Raw genomic sequence first — 20,028 nt, 5'->3', positions numbered from 1 at the left:
ATGGGTCGACAGGAGGCGGACCGCAGCGGTGTGCCGCGGTCCCCTCCCAGTTCGACGGCTGGCTCGGCTACGGGCTGGTGCAGCTGAACGACGGTGCCGAGGGCGTACCACCGGCGATGAAGCCGAACGTCGTCGAGCCGCCCGCCGCGAGAGCACCGTTGTACGACGTGTTCCGGACGGTGACCGTGGATCCGCTGGTGCTGGCCGTACCGTTCCAGACCTGGCCGACCGACTGCCCGGCGCCCAGGGTCCAGCGAACCGTCCAGCCGTCCACCGGCGCCGATCCGGCGGTCACCGTCACCTCGGCCTGGAAGCCGCCCGCCCACGAGTTGGTGGTGCGGTACGCCACCGTGCACGCGCCGCCGGCCGGCGGCGTGCTCGCACTCGCGCTCGGGGTGGGTGCCGGCGGCGTGGTAGCGGTCGGCTGCGGGCTCGGCGGCGCGGTGGGGGTGCCACGGACGTTGAACTGCCACCAGTCGACGTTGAACAGGTTGCCGCTGCCGCCGGTGAAGCGCAGGAAGAGGTCGTGGGTGCCGCTGACGTTGCTGACCGGGCAGCTGACTGTGGTCCAGGTCTGCCAGCCGCCCGTGCCGGGGACGGTGCAGGTGCCGACGACGGTCCCGGTCGCGCTGCCCAGCCGCACCTCGATCCGGCCGCCGCTGGTAGCGGAGGCGACCCGCGCGTTGAAGGTGGCGGCACCGGCGCCGAAGCCGACCCCCTTGACCTTGATGTAGTCGCCGTCGCTGATGAAGGCGACGTTCATGCCGCCCGCGGTGGAGACCTCGGTCTCCACCCCGCTGCTCCAGGCGATCGTCTCGGCCTCCTGCCGCGAGTACGGGTCGAGGGTGCCGATCTGCGGTGCGCCGGCGCTCGTCATGTTCATCGTCGGGATGGTCCCGTCGGCGTTGTAGCTGAACTTCTCGACCGCCACCGAGCGGGTGTATCCGCCGCCGCCGGGCAGTGCCCCGTTGTGGTAGAAGAAGTACGAGCCGCCGTTGAAGTCGATGATGCCGGGATGGTTGGTGAAGCTCCCGCCCTGCCGGGGCATGATCGTCCCGCGGTACGTCCACGGCCCGGTCGCCGACGGTCCGGTGGAGTAGGCGATGAACTCGCTGCAACACTCCGCCGCGAAGATCATGTAGTACTGGCCGTTGCGCTTGTAGACCCACGGCGCCTCCTCGTAGAGGGTGGGCCGGCTCGTGTTGCCGGACCGGGCGCCGAAGCCCGTCGCTGTCAACGGGATCTGCGTCGGCCCGCCCGAGAAGGAGATCATGTCGGCGTTCAGCCGCACGTACCACAGGTTCGGGTTGCCCCAGTACAGGTACGCCTGGCCGTTGTCGTCGATGAAGGCCGCCGGGTCGATCTCACCGTTCTCCACCAGCGGCCGGCCCAACGCGTCCCGGAACGGGCCGGTGGGGCTCTCCGACACCCCGACCCCGATCGCCATCCGCCCGGTCGACCGGTTCTTCACCGGCACGTACCAGTAGAACTTGCCGTTGCGGTAGATGGTGTGCCCGGCCCAGGCGTCCGCGGAGGCCCAGGCGAAGGTCGCCAGGCTCATCGGCGAACCGTGGTCGGTCCAGTTCACCATGTCGGCGGACGAGAACACCCGCCAGTCACGCATGGTGAAGTAGGTCGACCCGTCCTCGTCGTGCCCGGTGTACAGGTAGACCCGCCCCTGGTGGACCAGCGGTGCCGGATCGGCGGTGTAGATCGTCTGCACGATCGGGTTGTCCGCGCGGGCCGGTTGTTGCACGACGGCGACCAGCGCCGTGACGCAGACCAGACTGGCGAGCCAGGCGACGGCCCGGCTGAACCTGTCGACCGTGCGGGATGCGGGTACCTGTTCCACAACGACCCCTCGGGATGAGTGGCCGGGCACGCGGCGGCGTGCCCGGCCGGACGGATGGTTCGCCGCTACGTCCGCGCGCCGGTCGGGGTGGGTCACCCCGGACCCGACGGCGGATGCCCGTCTCGACATGACACAACTCCCTCTGCCGACGCACCGGCGTCGGTGGTACGACGCCGAAGAAGCCGCCCGCCATTCATCGATAGACGTCGTTGTCAAAGTAGGGCGACAGTCTGATGCATGTCAACGTGTAACCCCGGGCTTACCGGTGCATTGCTTCCATATCCCCCTGGGCGGGCCAGTAGGACTGTCTAATTAGTTCGATGAATGGGCCGGTACGTTGCGCTCCCGACACGGACACGACAACGCAGATGCAGTCACGACCGGCGATGTTAGCGCTCACATTATCGCCCGAACTGCACCCTTGACTCCCGGCCGTCGAGCCGGCCGGCCGGGCATCCCGGTTGCCCGCCGCCCCACTCACATGGACTCTGGCCGATGTCACCGACATCCGTCAAGATATGTCGGCGAGGTTTCGCGAAAGTGACCAACGGCCGGCGGCCTCCCGTCGAGCGTCGAGGTCCGGCACCGAATCCGTCACGGACCTGCCACACCCCCGCTGACCTGCCCCCGGACCGCCAGCCATGGCGCCCGGCGGGAGGGCCAGACCGGGCGAGGCCGGCAGACCGGATAGGCGGTACGAAATGTGGCCGCTAACATTCGTGCCGTCGTCCCAGGTCACCGCCGCCCGCCCGACCGCTCGGCCCCGCCGGGACCGTTCGCGATCGCCGTAGACTCCGGGCGTGCTGGAGGAAGGCCGACCGAGACGCCGTCCGGCTCGACGCCGTGGAGATCTGCCCATCGCGACGATCGCCGAGCTGGCAGGCGTGTCGCCGCCCACCGTCTCCAAGGTGCTCAACGGCCGGGCCGGGGTGGGCGAGCAGACCCGGCAACGCGTGGAGGCGCTGCTGCGCGACCACGGCTACCGCCGGCCGTTTCCGGCCAGGACCGCGCACGGCCTGGAGGTGGTGTTCCAGCAGATGCTCGGCTCCATCGCGATCGAGATCATGCGCGGTGTCGCCGGAGTCGCGGCGCTCCGCGACTGCACCGTCGGGTTCACCGACGTGGGCCCACGCGGCTCGGCCGGGGAGCTGTGGGTCGAACCGCTCCTGCTGCGGCAGCCCGCCGGAATCATCACCGTCTTCCCCGGAGTCACCGCCCGGCACCGCGAGATGCTCGCGGCCAGTGGTGTTCCGCTGGTGGCGGTCGACCCGATCGGCGACCTCTTCCCGACGCCGGCCGTCGGGACGAACAACTGGAGCGGCGCGGTCGCCGCCACCCGGCACCTGCTCGACCTCGGGCACCGCCGGATCGGCGTACTCGCCGGCCCGACCAGGGACCTGTCCGCACGGGCCAGGTTGGACGGGATCCGGGCCGCCCTCGACCACGTCGGCATCCCGTTCGACGACGGACTGCTCCGGCACGGCGAGTTCACCTTCGAGGAGGGCCGGGACCTCGGCCGGGAGCTGTTGACCCTGCCGGCGGCCCCCACCGCCGTGCTCTGCGGCGACGACCTACAGGCGATGGGCGTCTACGAGGCGGCGCGCCAGCTCGGCCTGCGCATCCCCGACGACCTCAGCGTGGTCGGCTTCGACGACGTCGAGCAGGCCGGCTGGCTCGCCCCGGGCCTGACCACCGTGCGCCAGCCGTTCGCGGAGATGGGCGCCACCGCCGCCCGGCTCGTCCTGGCCCTCGCCGAGGGCCGGGCCCTGACGCAGCACCGGTACGAGTTGGACACCACGCTCGTGCTGCGCGGCAGTACCGCGGCACCCGGTCCGCGATAGCGACCGCTCCGGAAGCGACGGTCACGGCCGGCGGGTGCGGACCGCCGGGCCCGTGCCGACGGCCGCATCCCGGAACCGGCCCCGGGATGCGGACGGGGGTGCCGCACACCGGGGCCGGGGCACTGCCCGGTGAGAGTCCACCGGCGGACCGAACAGCTGCGGGCCGCTCACGGATGCGTCGCTAAATCGAGTTAGCAGGTACTCTCGTCATCCGCGTCGCCGGTGTCAAGTCGCGGCCCTCGATTCGGGCCCGGGCAGACCGGTCGTCCCTTGACAATGGCGACCGGCGCCGAGCATCCTCCCGCTAAATCAATTTAGCGACTCGCTTCGCAGAGACCCGCCGCAGCACGCGGGCTCCGGCGCCGGTGCCGAGGATCGACCGGACGCCGGCCGGGCGGGCCGCGATCCGCGAGGAAGGGAACCGGATGAGGCTACGAAGAGGGGTGGTCGGCACGCTCGCCTCCGTGCTGACACTCGCCGCCGCGGGTACGGCGGCGTACGGCGGCCCGGCCGACCGGGGAGCCCCGGAGACCGGGATACGCAGCGTCACGCCGATCACCACCGTCTACACGTACGGCCAGAAGGTCTCCGCGGTGGCGGTCGAGTACGGCGCGACGGTCAACCCGCGCACGCTCGACAACACCACGTTCCGGGTCTCGGACACGGTGTACAACTTCCGGTTCAACCCGATCGAGGACCTGGCGAAGCTGGCCGACCGGACGGTCACGCACACCTACACCAACAGCACCCCGGCTCCCCGCCCCGACCGCCGGTCGGTGCCCGGCAGGTACGTCGTCGTCGAGTTGGACCCGGCCGACAGTGGTGGTTGGACGGTCGTGGTCTCCAAGTGCCCGACGTTCCTGTGCACCGTGAAGGTGAACCCCGAGCTGCCGACCCGGGTGGTGCAGCGCGGCGACGTGCACGGCCGGCCGGGACACGGGCACGGCAAGGGGCCGGTGCTGGCCAGGGGCGCGCCGCACCGGTCGTTCGGGGTCACCGGGAAGCCGGTGAACCTGCTCGTCGACGAGTTCCGCTACGGCTCGTTCCTGAGCGACGGGATGGTGCTGCCCTACCACTACCACCTGCCGAAGGGCTACCAGCCGGGCCGGAAGTACCCGCTGGTGGTGGTCCTGCCCGGGCACGGCATGGGCTGGGACGGGGACAACCTGGGGGTGCAGCTTGCCGCCGACATCCCGGCGACGGCGTGGCTGGGATCGAGCTGGACGGGCAGCCGTACCGACGCGATCGTGCTGGCGCCGCAGCACCAGCGGGTCGGCCCCGCCGCCGAGGCGGACCTGCTGGTCAAGCTCCTCGACCAGTTCGTCCGCGACTTCGCCGTGGACACCCGGCGGGTGTACGCGAGCACCGTCTCCTACGGTTCGCGGCTGCTCTGGGAGGCGTTCGCGAAGCGGCCGGACCTGTTCACCGCCGGTCTGGTGACGGGCGGATTCCAGGTCAGCCCCGAGCAGGCCGCCGCGATCGCCGCGGCCGAGATCCCGATCTGGATCACCCACGGCGTGCACGACCACCTGCTGAACGTCTCGCTGGCCCGCAACTCCGCCGCCGCGCTCCGCGAGGCGTACGCGGCGCGGGGCAGGACGCCGGAGCAGGTCGCCGCACTGCTGCGGTACACCGAGTACCAGGACGACGCGTTCACCCTGCCGGACTACCACGCGGCGTTCGGCCCGACGTACTCCGACAGCGGCATCCTGCGCTGGCTGCTCGGCCGGACGAAGCCGCCGGCCTGACCGGGTCCGCCCGGCCGGCACAGGGTGGTCCGTGCCGGCCGGCGGCCGCGTCACACGGTCGTGCTGCCGCCGGTGTCCCCGACGGCGGCTCAGCCCTTGACGGACCCCTGGAGCAGCGCCTTGATGAACTGGCGCTGGAAGATCAGGAAGACCACCAGGGTCGGGGTGAGGATGAGCAGCGATCCGGCGCAGAGCAGCACCAGGTCGGTCCCCCACTGCCCCTGGAACGCACCCAGCGCGCCGGCCATCGTGCGTTTGGTGGCGTCGTCGACGAGCACGATGGCGAGCAGGAACTGGTTCCAGGTCCAGAGGAACAGCAGGATGGTCAGCGATGCGATCGCCGGCCGGGCCAGCGGCACCTGGATCCGCCAGAACAGCTGCCAGGTGGTGCTGCCGTCCACCCGGGCCGCCTCGGAGAGCTCGGTCGGCACGTTGGCGAAGTGCGCCCGCATCCAGAAGACCGCGAACGGCATGTAGAGGCCGATCAGCGGCAGCACGATGGCCCAGCGGGTGTTGAGCAGCCCGAGGTCGCGCATCTGGTAGTAGATCGGGGTCACCACGGCCTCGAAGGGCAGGGTCAGGCCGAGCAGGAACAGGCCGAACGCCCACTTCGCGCCCGGCACCCGCAGGTGGCCGAGCCCGAAGCCGGCCATGGTGGCGATGACCACCGAGACCGGCACCACGCCGACCACGATCAGCAGGCTGGACCGGAGCAGCGCGGCCATGTTCGCCGCGGTGAAGGCGTCGACGAAGTTCCCCCACTGCGGATCGGCCGGCCAGGCCAGCCCGGTGGGCACCGTGCCGCGGGGCTGCAACGCCGCCGACAGCATGCTCACGAAGGGCAGCAGGGTGACCAGCACCAGCGCGACGAGGAAGAGCCGGCCGGTCAGCCACTCGCGTCGGCTCAGGTTCATCCCTTTTCCTCCCTGGTCAGCCGCTGGATCGGCAGCACGCAGGCCAGCACCAGCAGCATGAGCACGACGGCCAGTGCCGAGGCGAGCCCCACCTGGCGCTGCGAGAAGGCGAGCCGATAGATCTCCAGGCCCGGCACCGTGGTCTGTAGGCCGGGGCCGCCGCTGGTGGAGATGTAGACGATGTCGAAGCTGGCCAGCGCCGCGATCACGGTCACGGTCAGACACACCCCGATCTCCCGGCGCAGGCCGGGCAGGGTGACGGCGAAGAACTCGCGTACCGGTCCGGCGCCGTCGATCCGGGCCGCCTCGTAGAGCGCGGGATCGATCTTGCTCATGCCGGTGACCAGCAGGATCGTGCAGAGGCCGAGCAGCACCCAGGCGCCGATCACCCCGACCGAGGGCAGCGCCGTGTCGAAGTCGCCGAGCCAGGCCCGGGCCAGCCCGCCCAGGCCGACCGCCCGGAGCGTCTGGTTGACCAGGCCGCCCGAGGAGAGCAGCCAACTCCAGGCGATACCGGCCGCCACCAGCGGGATCACCTGTGGCAGGAACAGGATGGTGCGGACGGCGTTCCCGAACGGACCCGTGGTGATCCGGCGGACGAGGCTGGCGACCAGCAGGCCCAGCCCGACCGGGATGAAACTGAAGAAGACGATCAGGACGAACGCGTTCGAGATGATCTTCAGTAGGTCGCTGTCGGTGAAGACCGTGAGGTAGTTGTCCAGCCCCGCCCAGCGGGCCACGCCGATCCCGTTCCACTGGTAGAGCGAGTACTGGACGGTGAGCGCGAGCGGGCGGAGCACGAAGACGGCGTACATGAGCAGGGCCGGCAGCACGTACAGCCAGCCGCTCCACCGGGCCGTACGGCCCCACCGGCGTCGGTGGGGCAGTACGGGGGACGGACTCTTCGGCGAGCGGCTCGCCGTCGACCCGCCCGGAGCGCTGCCGAGGGCAGACGTCATCGGGACAGTTCCTTCGCGTACTCCGCCTGGACCGCCTGTACGTACCCCTCGGGGGTCTGCTGGCCGGCGACCAGCTTCTGCATCTCCGGGGTGATCGCCGCGGCGAAGATGCCGCCGGTGGCGTTGGCGGTGAAGTCCACCGCCCCGTTCTCCGCCCCGAGCTGCTGGGACGCGGCCAGGGTCTGTGCCAGCACGCTGCCCTGCGGGGCGGCCGGCAGGGACAGCTCGGACGGGCCGCCGGGGTGCGAGCCGCCGACGGTCACCGAGATCTCCCGGGCCTTGGCGTTGGTGTGCGCCCAGTTCAGGAAGAACGCCGCGGCGTCCGGGTTCTTGGCCTTGGCGCCGACCCCGAAGGTGTTGGGCGCGGACATCGCCACGTGGTTGCCGCCGCCGGACTCGGTCGGGAAGAGGAAGAAGCCGACCTTGCCGCTCATCGACTTGTCGAGGTTGCCCGACTCCCAGTCGCCGTTGAACATGAACAGGCCGTTGCCCTTCTGGAACTCACCCATCATCGTGGTGTAGTCCAGGGCGTTCGCGTCCTTCGGGAAGTACCCGGCCTGCGCCCACCGCTGGATCACCTGGGTGGCCTTCAGCGCCGCCGGGGTGTCGAAGGTGGCACCGGGCTTCTGGAAGATCCAGTCGGCGATCTGGGCCGGGTCGCCGTACTGGTTCTGCAGGGCCTGGTGCGGGAAGTTGATCCCGGCGGTGTTCTTGTTGAACTGCATGATCGGCTGCACGCCGGCGGTCTTGGCCTTGGCCAGCAGCTCCTCGAACTGGGCGATGGTCTTCGGCGGCTCGGTCATGCCGACCCGCTCGGCCAGCGTCCTGTTGTAGAAGACCCCGGTGACGCTGTAGCCGAGCCCCATTCCGAACAGCGAGCCGGTGCCGCGCGGTCCGCCTCCCTCGGCGACCCGCAGCTGCACGAGCTGGGAGGCCGGAAACCTGTCCCAGCCGTAGGCGGTGAAGTACGGGTCGAGGTTCTTCAGCAGGCCGTCCTTGACCAGGTCGACCATGGTGGGCAGCCGGATGATGTCCGGGGCGTTGTCCGAGGCGAGCACCCGCGGAGCGTTCTCCACGATCACCGTGAACTGGTCCTCGCGGACGTTGAACTTCACGTTCGGGTGCTGCCTGGTGAACTCGTCGGCGAGCGCCTTGGCCAGCGGGAAGCCGGTCTCCGCGTACATCTCCAGGGTGATCTGCTCGGTGCCCAGGGCGGTGCTGACCGGCGCGGCGGTGCCGCCCTGCGATGCCGGGTCGGCACCGGGTGCACTACAGGCAGCGGTTACGGCGACGGCGGAAAGTAGCGAGGCGCAGACGGTCGCCAGCCTGCGTCGCGGGTATCTCTTCGACAATCCGTACACTCCTACGGCTCCTTGACTCCTCCGCGCACCCTGCCGGTCGGCGGTCGCCGTACCCGGTCCGGACGGACCCGGCACGACGGCCAGCCGGCGTCGCCCGGATCGCGTCGCGGGCCGGTTGCCGACCTGGGCGCGCGGTAACCGACCATGGCCTCTTCCCGGCCGGGCGTGGCTGCGCCCGGTGGAAACAAAACGTCCCGCTAAACTGATTTAGCAGAGCATGCGCGCGGCGCACGGAGCTGTCAAGGAGGGGCTTGGCAACGGCTCGGAAACGGCTGCTTCACACGACCGCGGCCCACCCGGGCCCACCCGGCCGGCTGACGAACCCGGGCCCGAGCCGGCACCGGCCGAGCCCGGACCCCCCGGAACCGGTCCCGATCCGAACCGGGCCGGCACCGGACCGAGACCGGTACTGGACAGCGTCCGGCGACCCAGCATGATTGGCGGGGCGGTGTGCACCGACCGCCGGTGATTCGGAGGATTCATGGGCCGCAACAGAGCAACTCTGGCCGACGTCGCGCGCCGCGCCGGGCTGTCCAAGACCGCCGCGTCGATGGTGCTGAACGGGCGCGAGGGCACCCGGCTCTCCGCCGAGGCGCACCAGCGCGTCTTCGCGGCCGCGGAGGAACTCGGCTACCGACCCAACGTCGCCGCGCGCAGCCTGCGTACCCGCAAGACCGCCACCATCGCGTTCGTCTCCGACATCGTCGCCACCACCCGGTTCGCCGGCGGCCTCATCCGGGGCGCGCTGGACGCGGCCCGCGAGCGTGACCACGTACTGCTCATCACCGAGACGCAGGGCGACGCGACGTTCGAGCGGTACGCCATCGAGGCGATGCTCGACCGTCAGGTCGACGGCGTCGTCTACGCGGCGATGGCGACCCGGCGGCTGACCGTGCCGCCGGCCATCCTGAACGGCCCGGTGGTGCTGCTCAACGCCACCGGCGCGGAGGACCTGCCCTGCGTGCTGCCCGACGACGAGCGGGCCGGCCGGACCGTCGCCACCGCCCTGCTCCAGCGCGGCCACCGCGACCGGGTCGCGCTGATCGGCCGCAACCGGCTCAAGGAACGCGACCCGGAGGTCTCGCTCGCCGCGTTGGCCCGGCTGCGCGGGATCCGGGAGGCCCTGTCGGAGGCCGGCACCACCCTGCTCGCCGAGACGTTCTGCGGCGACTGGCTGCCCGAGCACGGCTACGCGGCGATGCGCCGCCTGCTGGGCGGGCCGGACCGGCCGACCGCGGTCATCTGCATGAACGACCGGCTGGCCTTCGGCGTCTACCAGGCCCTCGGCGAGGCCGGGCTGGCCGTACCCAGCGACATCTCGGTGGTCTCCTTCGACGACGACCCCATCGCCGCCTGGCTGCGCCCCGGCCTGTCCACCGCCGCCCTGCCGCACGAACAGATGGGCCGGCACGCCGTGGAGATCCTGCTCGACGGCGGCAGCAGTGGGCCGACCCTGGTGCCCATGACGCTGCGCCGACGCAGGTCCATCGCCGCACCCTCTAGCTAAACCGATTTATCTGGTAACTTGCCTGCCATGTTACGTCTGCCGGACCACTGGGTGTGGGACAGCTGGTACGCGCGGGACGACGACGGGCTGTGGCACGCGTTCTTCCTGCGCGCCTCCCGCGCCCTGCTCGACCCGCACCGCCGCCACCTGCGCGCCGCCATCGGGCACGCCGTCTCCACCGACCTGCGCTCGTGGGAGCTGGTCGCCGACGCACTGGCGCCGGCCGACTCACCGGGCTGGGACGACCTGGCCACCTGGACCGGAAGCACCGTACGCGGCCCGGACGGCCGGTGGTACATGTTCTACACCGGGGTCGGCCGCGCCGAGAACGGGCTGGTCCAGCGGGTCGGCCTGGCCGTCTCGGAGGACCTGGTCAGCTGGCACCGGCACGGCACCGAGCCACTGGTGGAGGCCGACCCCACCTGGTACGAACTCCTCGACCCGGAGGTGTGGTACGAGCAGGCCTGGCGCGACCCCTGGGTCTTCCCCGACCCGGCCGGCGCCGGCTGGCACATGCTCGTCACCGCGCGGGCCAAGCACGGTGCGGCGAAGGAGCGCGGAGTGGTCGGGCACGCCACCTCCGACGACCTGGTCAACTGGACGGTCCGGCCGCCGCTGTCCGCCCCCGCCGGGTTCGGGCACCTCGAAGTCCCCCAGGTCGCGGTCGTCGACGGCCAGCCCCTGCTGCTGTTCTGCACGAACGTCGCGGCGACCGAGGAGCGGTCCGAGCACCGGATCTGGGCCGCCGCCGGCCACACCGTCGACGGTCCCTGGGACATCGCCTCGGCACGGCCGTTCCCGCACCCACACCTCTACGCGCCCCGCCTCGTCGACACCGCCGACGGTTGGTCCATGATCGGCTTCCTGGACCACGTCGACGGCGAGTTCGTCGGCGAACTCAGCGACCCGATCCCCGTCCGCTACCGCCCCGAGACCGGTCTGGTCGCCGGCGTGGTCGCCGGGGAACCGAGCCCGACCTGGCTGGTTCCGCTGCGGTAGCGACCGCGGGTGCCGCCGAGCCCGACCCGGCTGACTCGGCCGCGCTGGCCGGCCGGGGAAAGGGACGGCGTCCGGACGTGCACGGGGACGGCGCCTCGCGCGTCCACAGGGACGGGGCCCGGGTCCACATGCATACGCGCCCGGGGCATTCACGACACGGGGTCCCGGGGGTCCCGACGCTCGCCGGGACGGGACGGCCGAGCCACCGTGCGGATCACCGGGTGAGTCCGGCGGCGGTGGCGGCGGAGCGCATCTGGTACTCGAAGAAGCCCTGCCGGTCCTCGTCGACGGAGTTGTGGAGCTGGCCGAACAGCTCGCCGCTGACCGCGCCGCAGAGCTGGAAGAAGAGCATGAGGGTGCCGGCCACCACGCGTACCGGGGTGTCCGGACCGAGCGCGTGGGTGACCCGGGCGAGTTCGTCGGCGTACCGGCCGGTGAGCGGCTCGCCGGGCGCCAGCCGCCCCGCGTGGTGGGCCGCCAGCAGGATCCGCCCGATGAGCAGCAGCACCCGGGCGCCCGGCCCGATGGTGTCCTCCGGGGCGCGGTAGCCGGGCACCGGGCTGCCGTAGATGAGTGCCCACCGGTGCGGCTCGGCCAACGCCCAGGCGCGGACCGCCGAGCTGACCGCCAGCCAGCGTTCCAGCGGGTCCGGCGCGTCGGGCAGCGCGCGCTCGGCGGCGTCGCCGACCGCGTTGTACGCGTCGATGATCAGGGCGGTGAGCAGGTCGTCACGGCTGGCGAAGTAGCGGTAGACGGCCGACGGAGCCATGCCCAGGTCGCGGGCGACCGCCCGCAGGGACAGGTTGGCCCCGTCGGTGGCCAGGTGGCGGTGTGCCACCGACTTGATCTCTTCGGTGAGCTCTGCCCGGATCCGGGCACGCACTCCTGGGGCACTCATCAGAGCAGTGTGCCACAACGAGAACAGCGTTCTTGACGCGACCGGCCGACGTGTGCGACTGTTGCTCCGGAACGAGAACACTGTTCACCAAGGAGAACGCCATGTCGAATTCTGTGGTCGTCGGTGCCGGCCCGATCGGCTCCCGGATCGCCCTGCTCCTCGCCGAGCAGGGCGAGCGGGTCCGGCTCGTCACACGCGGCGGCGGCGGGCCCGAGCACCCGATGATCGAACGGATCGCCGCCGACGCCGGCGACGCGCGCCGGCTGACCGAGCTGACCGACGGCGCCGAGGTGCTCTACAACTGCGCGAACCCGAAGTACACCGAGTGGGAACGGCTCTGGTTCCCGATGAACGACGCGATGATCGCGGCGGCCAGGTCCACCGGCGCCGTCTATGCCATCACCGGCAACCTCTACGGCTACGGCCCGCAGCCGGACGGGCGGATGACCGAGCACACCCCGCTGGCCGCCGTGGGCCGCAAGGGAAGGGTACGCGTCAGGATGTGGCGCGACGCCCTGGACAGCGGGGTACGTACCGTCGAGGCGCGCGGCTCCGACTACGTCGGCGCCGGTGCGGTCGGCGTCTTCTCCGCGGTGATCCTGCCGGCGGTCAGCCGGGGGGCCGCCGCCTGGGTGCCGGGCGACCCGGACCTGCCGCACACCTTCACCTACACCGGGGACATGGCCCGCACCCTGGTAACGCTGGCCCGCGATCCGCGCGCGCACGGCCGGGCCTGGCACGTGCCGTCACCCCCTCCGGTCACCATCCGGCACCTGGCCGACCGCTACTGCGAGCTGACCGGCAGCCCGCGCCTCAAGCTGCGCAAGCTGCCCCGGTCCGCCATGCGCGCGGCCGGTCTGGTCGTGCCGATGGCCCGCGAACTGGCCGAGATGGACTACCAGTTCTACGCACCGTTCGTGCTGGACAGCACCCTCACCGAGACCACCTTCGGGCTCACCCCGACCAGCCTGGACCAGACGATCCAGGAGACCGCCGACGCCGCCCGCACCACCGCCGCCCGACGGATGTGAGCACGGCGGGGCCGTGCTCACCGTCACCACGGACGTGTGCGGCGGGCCGGCCCGACTCAGGCCCGCCGCACCGCCGTCGCGCTGCCGACCGGAGGATGATGTCCGACAGTCGGGGTGGGGTGTTCGGCGGGCAGAGTGGATGTTCGACTCCGCCCGACCAGGACTCGTCGAGAGCGACAGCGAAGGAGACGGGAATGGCTGACTTCGTCGGCGCGGTGGACCAGGGCACGACGAGTACCAGGTTCATGGTCTTCGACCACGGCGGCAACGAGGTGGGGCGCCACCAGTTGGAGCACGAGCAGATCCTGCCCCGGGCCGGCTGGGTCGAGCACAACCCGCTGGAGATCTGGGAACGTACCTCGGCGGTGATCCGTACCGTGCTGAACAACCACGGTCTCGAGGCCGCCGACCTGGTCGCACTCGGCATCACCAACCAGCGCGAGACGACGCTGGTGTGGAACCGCCGCACCGGCCGCCCCTATCACAACGCGATCGTCTGGCAGGACACCCGCACCGACCAGATCGCCGCGGCGCTCGACCGGGACGGGCGGGGCGACGTGATCCGGCAGAAGGCCGGCCTGCCGCCCGCCACCTACTTCGCCGCCGGCAAGATCCAGTGGATCCTGGAGAACGTCGACGGGGTACGCGCGGCGGCGGAGCGCGGCGAGGCGGTGTTCGGCACCACCGACACCTGGCTGCTGTGGAACCTGACCGGCGGGGTGGACGGCGGCGTGCACGTCACCGACGTCACGAACGCCAGCCGCACCATGCTGATGAACCTGGAGACGCTGGACTGGGACGACGAGCTGCTGTCGTTCTTCGACATCCCCCGGGCGATGCTGCCGCAGATCCGCCCCTCGTCCGACCCGGGCCGGTACGGGACGACGCTGCGGACCGGTCCGCTCGGCGGCGAGGTCCCGCTCACCGCCGCCCTCGGTGACCAGCAGGCGGCGACGGTCGGACAGGTCTGCTTCGCCGAGGGCGAGGCGAAGAACACCTACGGCACCGGCAACTTCATGCTGCTCAACACCGGTACGTCGCCGGTGCGCTCGAAATCCGGCCTGCTCACGACCGTCTGCTACAAACTCGGCGACGCCCCCGCCGTGTACGCGCTGGAAGGCTCGATCGCGGTGACCGGCTCGGCCGTACAGTGGCTGCGCGACCAGCTCGGCATCATCAGCGGCGCCGCGCAGAGCGAGGCGCTGGCCGCACAGGTCGAGGACAACGGGGGCGTCTACTTCGTACCGGCCTTCTCCGGCCTGTTCGCCCCGTACTGGCGGTCCGACGCACGGGGCGCGATCGTCGGACTCTCCCGGTACAACACCAACGCCCACCTGGCCCGGGCGACGCTGGAGGCGATCTGCTACCAGAGCCGGGACGTCGCGGTGGCGATGGAGCAGGACTCCGGCGTACACCTCGACGTGCTCAAGGTCGACGGCGGGGTCACCGCCAACCGGCTCTGCATGCAGCTCCAGGCCGACATCCTCGGCGTGCCGGTGAGCCGTCCGGTGGTGGCCGAGACCACCGCGCTCGGCGCCGCATACGCGGCCGGGCTGGCGACCGGCTTCTGGCAGCACACCGACGAGCTGCGCCAGAACTGGAACGAGAGCGAGCGCTGGTCGCCGACCTGGTCCGACGAGCAGCGCGCCGAGGGGTACGCCAAGTGGAAGAAGGCGGTGCAGCGGACCCTGGACTGGGTGGACCTCTGACAGTCGTCCCTCCGGCGCGGAGTCGCGCGCCGGAGTGGGGTTGGCCCGGGGCCGGGCAGGTGCGGCCCGGCCCCGGGCGTACCGGTCAGTTGCGTCGGCTCCACTGCTGGTTCGCGCCACCGTTGCACGACCAGAGGATTATCTTCGTTCCGTTGGCCGAGGCAGCGCCGTTGGCATCGAGACACAGCCCGGACTGGGCATTCGTGATGGTGCCGTTGGCGTTGACGTTCCACTGCTGGTTGAGCCCGCCATGGCAGTCCCAGATGATCACCTGGGTGCCGTTCGCGGTGCCCGCACCGGACGCGTCCAGGCACTTGTTGCCGTACACGGTCAGTTGCCTGCTCGCGGTCTGGGCCCACCGTTGGTTCGTGCCGCCGGAGCAGTCCCACAACTGCACCTGGGTGCCGTTGGTGGTGGCGGAGTTGGGCACCTCGACGCACCGGCCCGACTGGCCGCCCACGATCTGGGCGTCCTGCTGCCCGCCGCCGCTCTGCTGCCGGACGATCGACCTGGACTCGGCCGACCGGTTGCCCTGGGCGTCGAGGACGTAGAGCCGGTATTCACCCGCCGCCGTCGGGACCGCGATGGAGGTGGCGGTGCCGCTCGCGCTTGTCATCGTCGGGCCGGCCGCGAAACTGGTCGTGCCGGCGGGGGCCAGCCAGACCGTCCTGGTCGCGTCGCCGCTGCTCCGGATCGGCACCGACGCCGTCCCGCTGGTGACGAAGGTACTGGCCGGCAGGACATAGTCCGGCAGAGCGACGTTACCCGCCGGGACGATGTCCCGGAACGAGTCCTGGAGTCCCGAGTTCACCGCGATGCCGTAGGCCGGCGCCGGCCAGACGTAGTCGGCGGAGACGATGATGTCGTGGATGGTGCTGTTCGGCAGGTTCTTGTTCGAGACCTTGTTTATCGGGCCGTAGGTCTGCGTGACGCTCAGGTCGTGCTTGCGCCCGAAGTCGTCGGAGTTGAGCAGCCAGGTGACGTTCTTGTCCACGCTCAGGACGTTGTCCCGGAAGGTGATGAACGCCGAACCCTCGTCCGGGTGCAGTCCGTACTTGTGACCGGCCGGAACGCCCTGTAGGTAGTTGTCGGTGATCGTGGTCCCCGGCTGGCTGCCGAGCGTGTAGATCGGCGCCGTGTCGCTGAGCCGCTGCACCGTGTCGATGATGTGGTTGTGGCTGATGGTGTTGTTCCTCGCCGTGGTGGTCGGCCGGTTGGGCACGATCGAGCCCGACGACCCGTCGAAGTTCCACCATCCCCAGCCGAGCGTGATGCCCGACCACGGAGTCTTCTCGATCCGGTTGTACTGGATGTTGAGGCTGTCGACGAAGTACGCCGAGATGGGGCTGTGCCCGTTGAACAGCACCGCACTGTCGTAGAGATAGTTGTTCCTGATCTCGATGTTCTTGGGCAGCCCCTCGACCTGCGGGGAGTACTTCTCACGGTTCGTCGAGGTGTGGTCGCCGATGTAGACGTGCTGGGGATGCCCCACGGTGACGGCGGAGCCGGCGATGTCGTTAGTGAAGTTCCCGATCAACTGGCTGTTCTGCACGTCGTTGACCATGTTGATCCCGTCGGCGCCGGTGTGCTGGACCCGGTTGCGCTGCAGGACGATGCCGTCGGCGTTCTGGATGTGGATGCTGCCGGGGGTCACGTCGACGTTGCGGTAGTAGTAGACGTGGAAGTTCCCCTTCGCGTACGCCTGCGCGCCCAGGTTGCCCTGCTGGGCCTGTTTGAAGGCGGCACCTGCGACGTTGAAGAGGTTCCAGTCGGAGTGCGCGACGGTGAGACCGGAGAACGTGAGGTTACGCGCGTGGCTGCTCGTCGAGGTGCCGGCGATCCGCAGCAGGGTGGGCACGTTGTTCGGTGCCACCACCGTCGCGGTCGACATGTTCTCGGTGCTGGCCTTGTAGTAGTACACCGTGCGGCTGGTCTTGTCGAAGTAGAACTCCCCCGGCGCGTCCAGGAACTCGTAGGCGTTCATGACCTTGTGGCTGCCGCCCACCTGGGCGTTGCCGTTGAACGCCCCCTGGGCGATGGCCGCACCCGGCTGCTGGAACAGCGCGACCCGACTCTGCCCGTCGGAGCTGGTGGTCACCTGGCGGACTCCCACGATGGCCGTGGTCCAGGTCGTGCCCGTCTCGATCTCGATGTCGTCCTGGTTGCGGGAGACGGCCGGGAAGTCGGCCAGGTTGTATCTGGCGCCGTCGCACTGGGACCCTGATTCCCAGGCCCACGCGGCCTGCCCGGCGGTGATGTTGTAGGTCCCGTGGCAGCCCGCCGAGTTGATGGTCTTCGAGGCCATGTAGGCGCGCTTGTCGTTGACGTAGAGTGCCCGCAGCTTGTTGGCGCGGTCGAGCGGCGCCTTCCAGATGTTGCCGCTGTGCTGCGTCCACCCGGTCACCCGGACGCCGCCGTCGAGGACCGGCGTCTCGCCTGGGTAGCCGGCGTATGTCACCCGGTAGCCATTGCTGCCCGAGTCGCCCGCACCGAACTCGATGGTGCTGCTCACCGGATAGTTTCCGCCCCGGAGATAGACCTGGATGTCGCCGGTCATGTTCGCGTTCACCGTGCGGACGACGTCCCGGGCGCGTTGCAGGGTCCGGAACGGCGACGTGATCGTCCCCGGATTGCTGTCGTTGCCGTCGGGAGCAACGTAGAAGGTTTCCTGGACGGCGGCTGCGGCCGGCAGCGGATCCGCGACCACCGCCGGCAGGGCGGCGGAGACGAGTACCGCGACTGCCAGCAACGACGTTCTGATGGTAGGACGGGCTGAATGCACGTACGTTCCTTTCACTCGCCGCTGACATGCGTGATCGCCGGACGGCCGTTCCCACGACGCGACCGCCGAGCTTCGGCACGGGTCGTGGGTGGGGTGGGACACCGGCCGACCATCCGCTGGCACCGCAGCCGGGCGTGCGACACGACGACGCGGCAACGCCGAACGACGAGCACCGAGCCTGCACGTCGGAGTCGTCGGACTGGGTTCAGCGGCGCGAAGCCGTGGTGCTCGTCAGGCGGACGGACGGGCCTCCAGCGGTTGGAAGATCGTGTTAGCGATCACATTGATGACCTTAAGGCTGGCAGACTGGACCCGGTTTCTCAAACGAAAGTTTCGGTTATCTACCGGCACCCTGGGAGGTCCGGGCGGCATCCCGCGTGCGGCGCCAGGTTGTCCGGCCGGCATCGCGCGGCGTGCCCGGGGCGCCGTGCCTGACGCGGCACCCGACCGGTAGGACCGCGACGGGTGGGACCGCGACGCAGCCCGCCCGGCGGGAAGCAGGGCGGGCAGCGGCGGGCGTGGTGGTCAGCGGAGGCTGGCGAAGAACTCCTGGATGTCGGCGACGAGCACCTCGGTGGCCTGGTGGGCGGCGTAGTGGCCGCCGACGTCGCCACGCCCCTCGACGTCCGCCTCGTACGCCGTCCAGCGGACGATGTTCGAGTGGTCCCGCTCGGCGAAGCGGCGAATGGACTGGAAGTCGCCGGGGAACATCGCGAGCGCGGTCGGCACGGTGGTCGGGCCGGTCGCCGGCTGCTCGGCGTGTGCCTCCTCCCAGTAGAACCGGATCGCCGAGGCGGCGGTGCCGGTGCACCAGTAGAGCGACACGTTGGCCAGGACGAAGTCGACGTCCAGGCTCTCGTCGAAGAGCTGGGCATTCCAGGCCAGCAGCCCGACCGGTGAGTCGGCCAGCCCGAAGGCGAGGGTCTGCGGCTGCTGGCTGTGCACCTGGTTGAAGGAGAACTTGTTCTCGTAGAACCACTGGAGATGCTTCAGCGCCGCCTGGTCCGCCTCGGAGAGGTCGGCGAACTCCGCCGGATCGCCGGACGGGAACGAGAAGAGCTGGGTGACGTGCACGCCGAGCACGTGCTCCTGGTCGATCCGGCCCAACTCCGGCGCGACCATCGAGCCCGCGTCGTTGCCGACCGCGCCGTAGCTGGCGTACCCGAGCCGGTTCATCAGCTCGGCCCAGGCGCGGGCCGTGCGGTACCGGTTCCAGCCGGCGCTGCGGGTCGGGCCGGAGAAACCGAAGCCCGGCAGTGACGGGACGACCACGTGGAAGGCCGGCGCGTCCGGGTCGGCCGGCTCGGTGAGCGGGGCGATCACGTCCAGGTACTCCAGCACCGAGCCGGGCCAGCCGTGGGTGAGCACCAGCGGGGTGGCGTCCGGCCGGGACGACCGGACGTGCAGGAAGTGGATCTGCTCGCCGTCGATCTCGGTGACGAACTGCGGGTACGCGTTGAGCCGGGCCTCGACGGCCCGCCAGTCGAACCCGCCCCGCCACCGCTCGACGAGCCCGCGCACCCGGTCGGCGCCCATCCCGTAGGTGTCGCCGGTGCCGGGCAGCTCGGCCGGCCAGTTCGTCCGGGCCAGCCGGGCGGCGAGGTCGTCGAGGTCGGTCTGCGGGATCTCGACGCGGAACGGACGGATCGCGGTGCCGGTCATCTCTGAACTCCTTCGGAACGGAATGTTTCGTTCTGCTTCCACTGTAGCAGACCGGAACGATCCGTTCCACTGTTAGTCTGGGATCATGCCGATATCCCCCGCGAGACCCGGAGCGCCGCTGGCCGGGCGCCGTGCCCAGGCGGCCCAGAACGACGAGGTGATCCTCGACGCCGCCCGCGCGGTCTTCCTCGAAGACCCCAGAGCGCCGATCGCGGCTGTCGCCGAACGCGCCGGCGTCGGCATCAGCGCCCTCTACCGGCGGTACGCGGGCAAGGAGGACCTGCTGCGCCAGCTCTGCCACGACGGGCTGCGCCGGTACGTCACCGAGGCCGAAGCCGCCCTCGCCGAGCGGGACGGCTGGACGGCGTTCACCGGCTTCCTGGCCCGGGTGGTCGACGCCGACGTGCACTCGCTCACCGTCCACCTGGCCGGCACCTTCACCCCCAGCGAGGAGATGGGCCGAGACGCCGTACGCGCCGGTGAGCTGGCGAACGCGCTGGTCGAGCGTGCCCGCGCCAGCGGGCGGTTGCGCCCCGACGTGGTCGCGCAGGACCTGGGACCGTTGCTGGAGGCGTGCGCTGCCGTGCGCGTACCCGATCCGGAGCGCACCCGGCAACTGCGGCGCCGCCAGCTCGCGGTGCTGCTGGCCGGCCTGTCGACGGTGCCGGACCCGGACCCGCTGCCCGGACCTGCTCCGGCGGCCGGCGAGTTCGACTGGCGGTGGCGGCGACGACAGTGAGCGGCCGGCGGGAGTGGCGACGGCCT

General features: G+C 70.7%; 14 protein-coding genes. 7 read left to right on the top strand and 7 right to left on the bottom strand.

Translation table 11 applies throughout. The features are described 5' to 3' along the window. Window positions 1-67: 67 nt before the first annotated feature. Entirely contained in the window at window positions 68-1,786 is a 1,719-nt protein-coding gene (locus O7626_RS05135) for a family 43 glycosylhydrolase (RefSeq protein WP_278066058.1), read from the bottom strand. An 866-nt stretch (window positions 1,787-2,652) separates the two neighbouring features. On the opposite strand from O7626_RS05135, the gene O7626_RS05130 reads away from it, so the two are divergent. Both O7626_RS05130 and O7626_RS05125 read left to right on the top strand, forming a co-directional pair. Further along, window positions 2,653-3,693 carry a LacI family DNA-binding transcriptional regulator gene (locus tag O7626_RS05130; RefSeq protein ID WP_278059749.1) on the top strand — a complete coding sequence of 347 codons (1,041 nt, stop codon included), beginning with the start codon at window positions 2,653-2,655 and terminating at the stop codon, window positions 3,691-3,693. 425 nt (window positions 3,694-4,118) lie between these two features. Further along, the gene (locus tag O7626_RS05125; protein WP_278059747.1) at window positions 4,119-5,441 is read left to right on the top strand and encodes a hypothetical protein; all 1,323 of its coding nucleotides are present in this window, start codon (window positions 4,119-4,121) and stop codon (window positions 5,439-5,441) included. An 89-nt stretch (window positions 5,442-5,530) separates the two neighbouring features. Here the strand turns inward: O7626_RS05125 and O7626_RS05120 are convergent, their stop codons facing one another. The 3 genes from O7626_RS05120 to O7626_RS05110 are packed head-to-tail and all read right to left on the bottom strand — an operon-like array spanning window position 5,531 to window position 8,675. Next, window positions 5,531-6,355 carry a carbohydrate ABC transporter permease gene (locus tag O7626_RS05120; RefSeq protein ID WP_278059745.1) on the bottom strand — a complete coding sequence of 275 codons (825 nt, stop codon included), beginning with the start codon at window positions 6,353-6,355 and terminating at the stop codon, window positions 5,531-5,533. Next, window positions 6,352-7,314 (bottom strand): sugar ABC transporter permease, encoded by a 963-nt coding sequence (locus O7626_RS05115; RefSeq protein ID WP_278059743.1) that lies wholly within the window; start codon window positions 7,312-7,314, stop codon window positions 6,352-6,354. Before O7626_RS05115 ends, O7626_RS05120 begins: the two co-directional genes overlap by 4 nt. Further along, window positions 7,311-8,675 carry an extracellular solute-binding protein gene (locus O7626_RS05110; protein ID WP_278059742.1) on the bottom strand — a complete coding sequence of 455 codons (1,365 nt, stop codon included), beginning with the start codon at window positions 8,673-8,675 and terminating at the stop codon, window positions 7,311-7,313. Before O7626_RS05110 ends, O7626_RS05115 begins: the two co-directional genes overlap by 4 nt. A 481-nt stretch (window positions 8,676-9,156) precedes the next feature. Here O7626_RS05110 and O7626_RS05105 point away from each other — a divergent pair, with 481 nt between their 5' ends. Both O7626_RS05105 and O7626_RS05100 read left to right on the top strand, forming a co-directional pair. Then, complete coding sequence (locus O7626_RS05105) at window positions 9,157-10,182, top strand: LacI family DNA-binding transcriptional regulator (RefSeq protein ID WP_278059740.1); 1,026 nt, start codon at window positions 9,157-9,159, stop codon at window positions 10,180-10,182. Window positions 10,183-10,209: 27 nt separating this feature from the next. Then, window positions 10,210-11,181, top strand: a complete 972-nt coding sequence (locus O7626_RS05100; protein WP_278059739.1) for a glycosyl hydrolase family 32 — start codon at window positions 10,210-10,212, stop codon at window positions 11,179-11,181. A gap of 214 nt (window positions 11,182-11,395) precedes the next feature. Here the strand turns inward: O7626_RS05100 and O7626_RS05095 are convergent, their stop codons facing one another. Next, a complete protein-coding gene (locus O7626_RS05095; protein ID WP_278059736.1) occupies window positions 11,396-12,079 on the bottom strand; it encodes a TetR/AcrR family transcriptional regulator in 684 nt (227 codons plus the stop codon). A gap of 101 nt (window positions 12,080-12,180) precedes the next feature. Between O7626_RS05095 and O7626_RS05090 the strand changes: the two genes are divergently transcribed. Then, complete coding sequence (locus O7626_RS05090) at window positions 12,181-13,110, top strand: NAD-dependent epimerase/dehydratase family protein (protein ID WP_278059734.1); 930 nt, start codon at window positions 12,181-12,183, stop codon at window positions 13,108-13,110. A 194-nt stretch (window positions 13,111-13,304) separates the two neighbouring features. Next, window positions 13,305-14,819, top strand: coding sequence for a glycerol kinase GlpK (glpK, locus tag O7626_RS05085; RefSeq protein WP_278059733.1), 1,515 nt, complete (start codon window positions 13,305-13,307; stop codon window positions 14,817-14,819). Between the two features lie 85 nt (window positions 14,820-14,904). On the opposite strand, the gene O7626_RS05080 is transcribed toward glpK, so the two are convergent. After that, complete coding sequence (locus O7626_RS05080; protein WP_278059731.1) at window positions 14,905-17,568, bottom strand: RICIN domain-containing protein; 2,664 nt, start codon at window positions 17,566-17,568, stop codon at window positions 14,905-14,907. A 558-nt stretch (window positions 17,569-18,126) separates the two neighbouring features. Next, window positions 18,127-19,263 (bottom strand): epoxide hydrolase, encoded by a 1,137-nt coding sequence (locus tag O7626_RS05075; protein ID WP_278059729.1) that lies wholly within the window; start codon window positions 19,261-19,263, stop codon window positions 18,127-18,129. A gap of 85 nt (window positions 19,264-19,348) precedes the next feature. Here O7626_RS05075 and O7626_RS05070 point away from each other — a divergent pair, with 85 nt between their 5' ends. Next, entirely contained in the window at window positions 19,349-20,002 is a 654-nt protein-coding gene (locus tag O7626_RS05070) for a TetR/AcrR family transcriptional regulator (protein ID WP_278059727.1), read from the top strand. Window positions 20,003-20,028: the final 26 nt, after the last annotated feature.

It is taken from the genome of Micromonospora sp. WMMD1102 (assembly GCF_029626265.1).
GTDB lineage: Bacteria > Actinomycetota > Actinomycetes > Mycobacteriales > Micromonosporaceae > Plantactinospora.
This window is presented reverse-complemented; position numbering and strand designations above follow the sequence as displayed.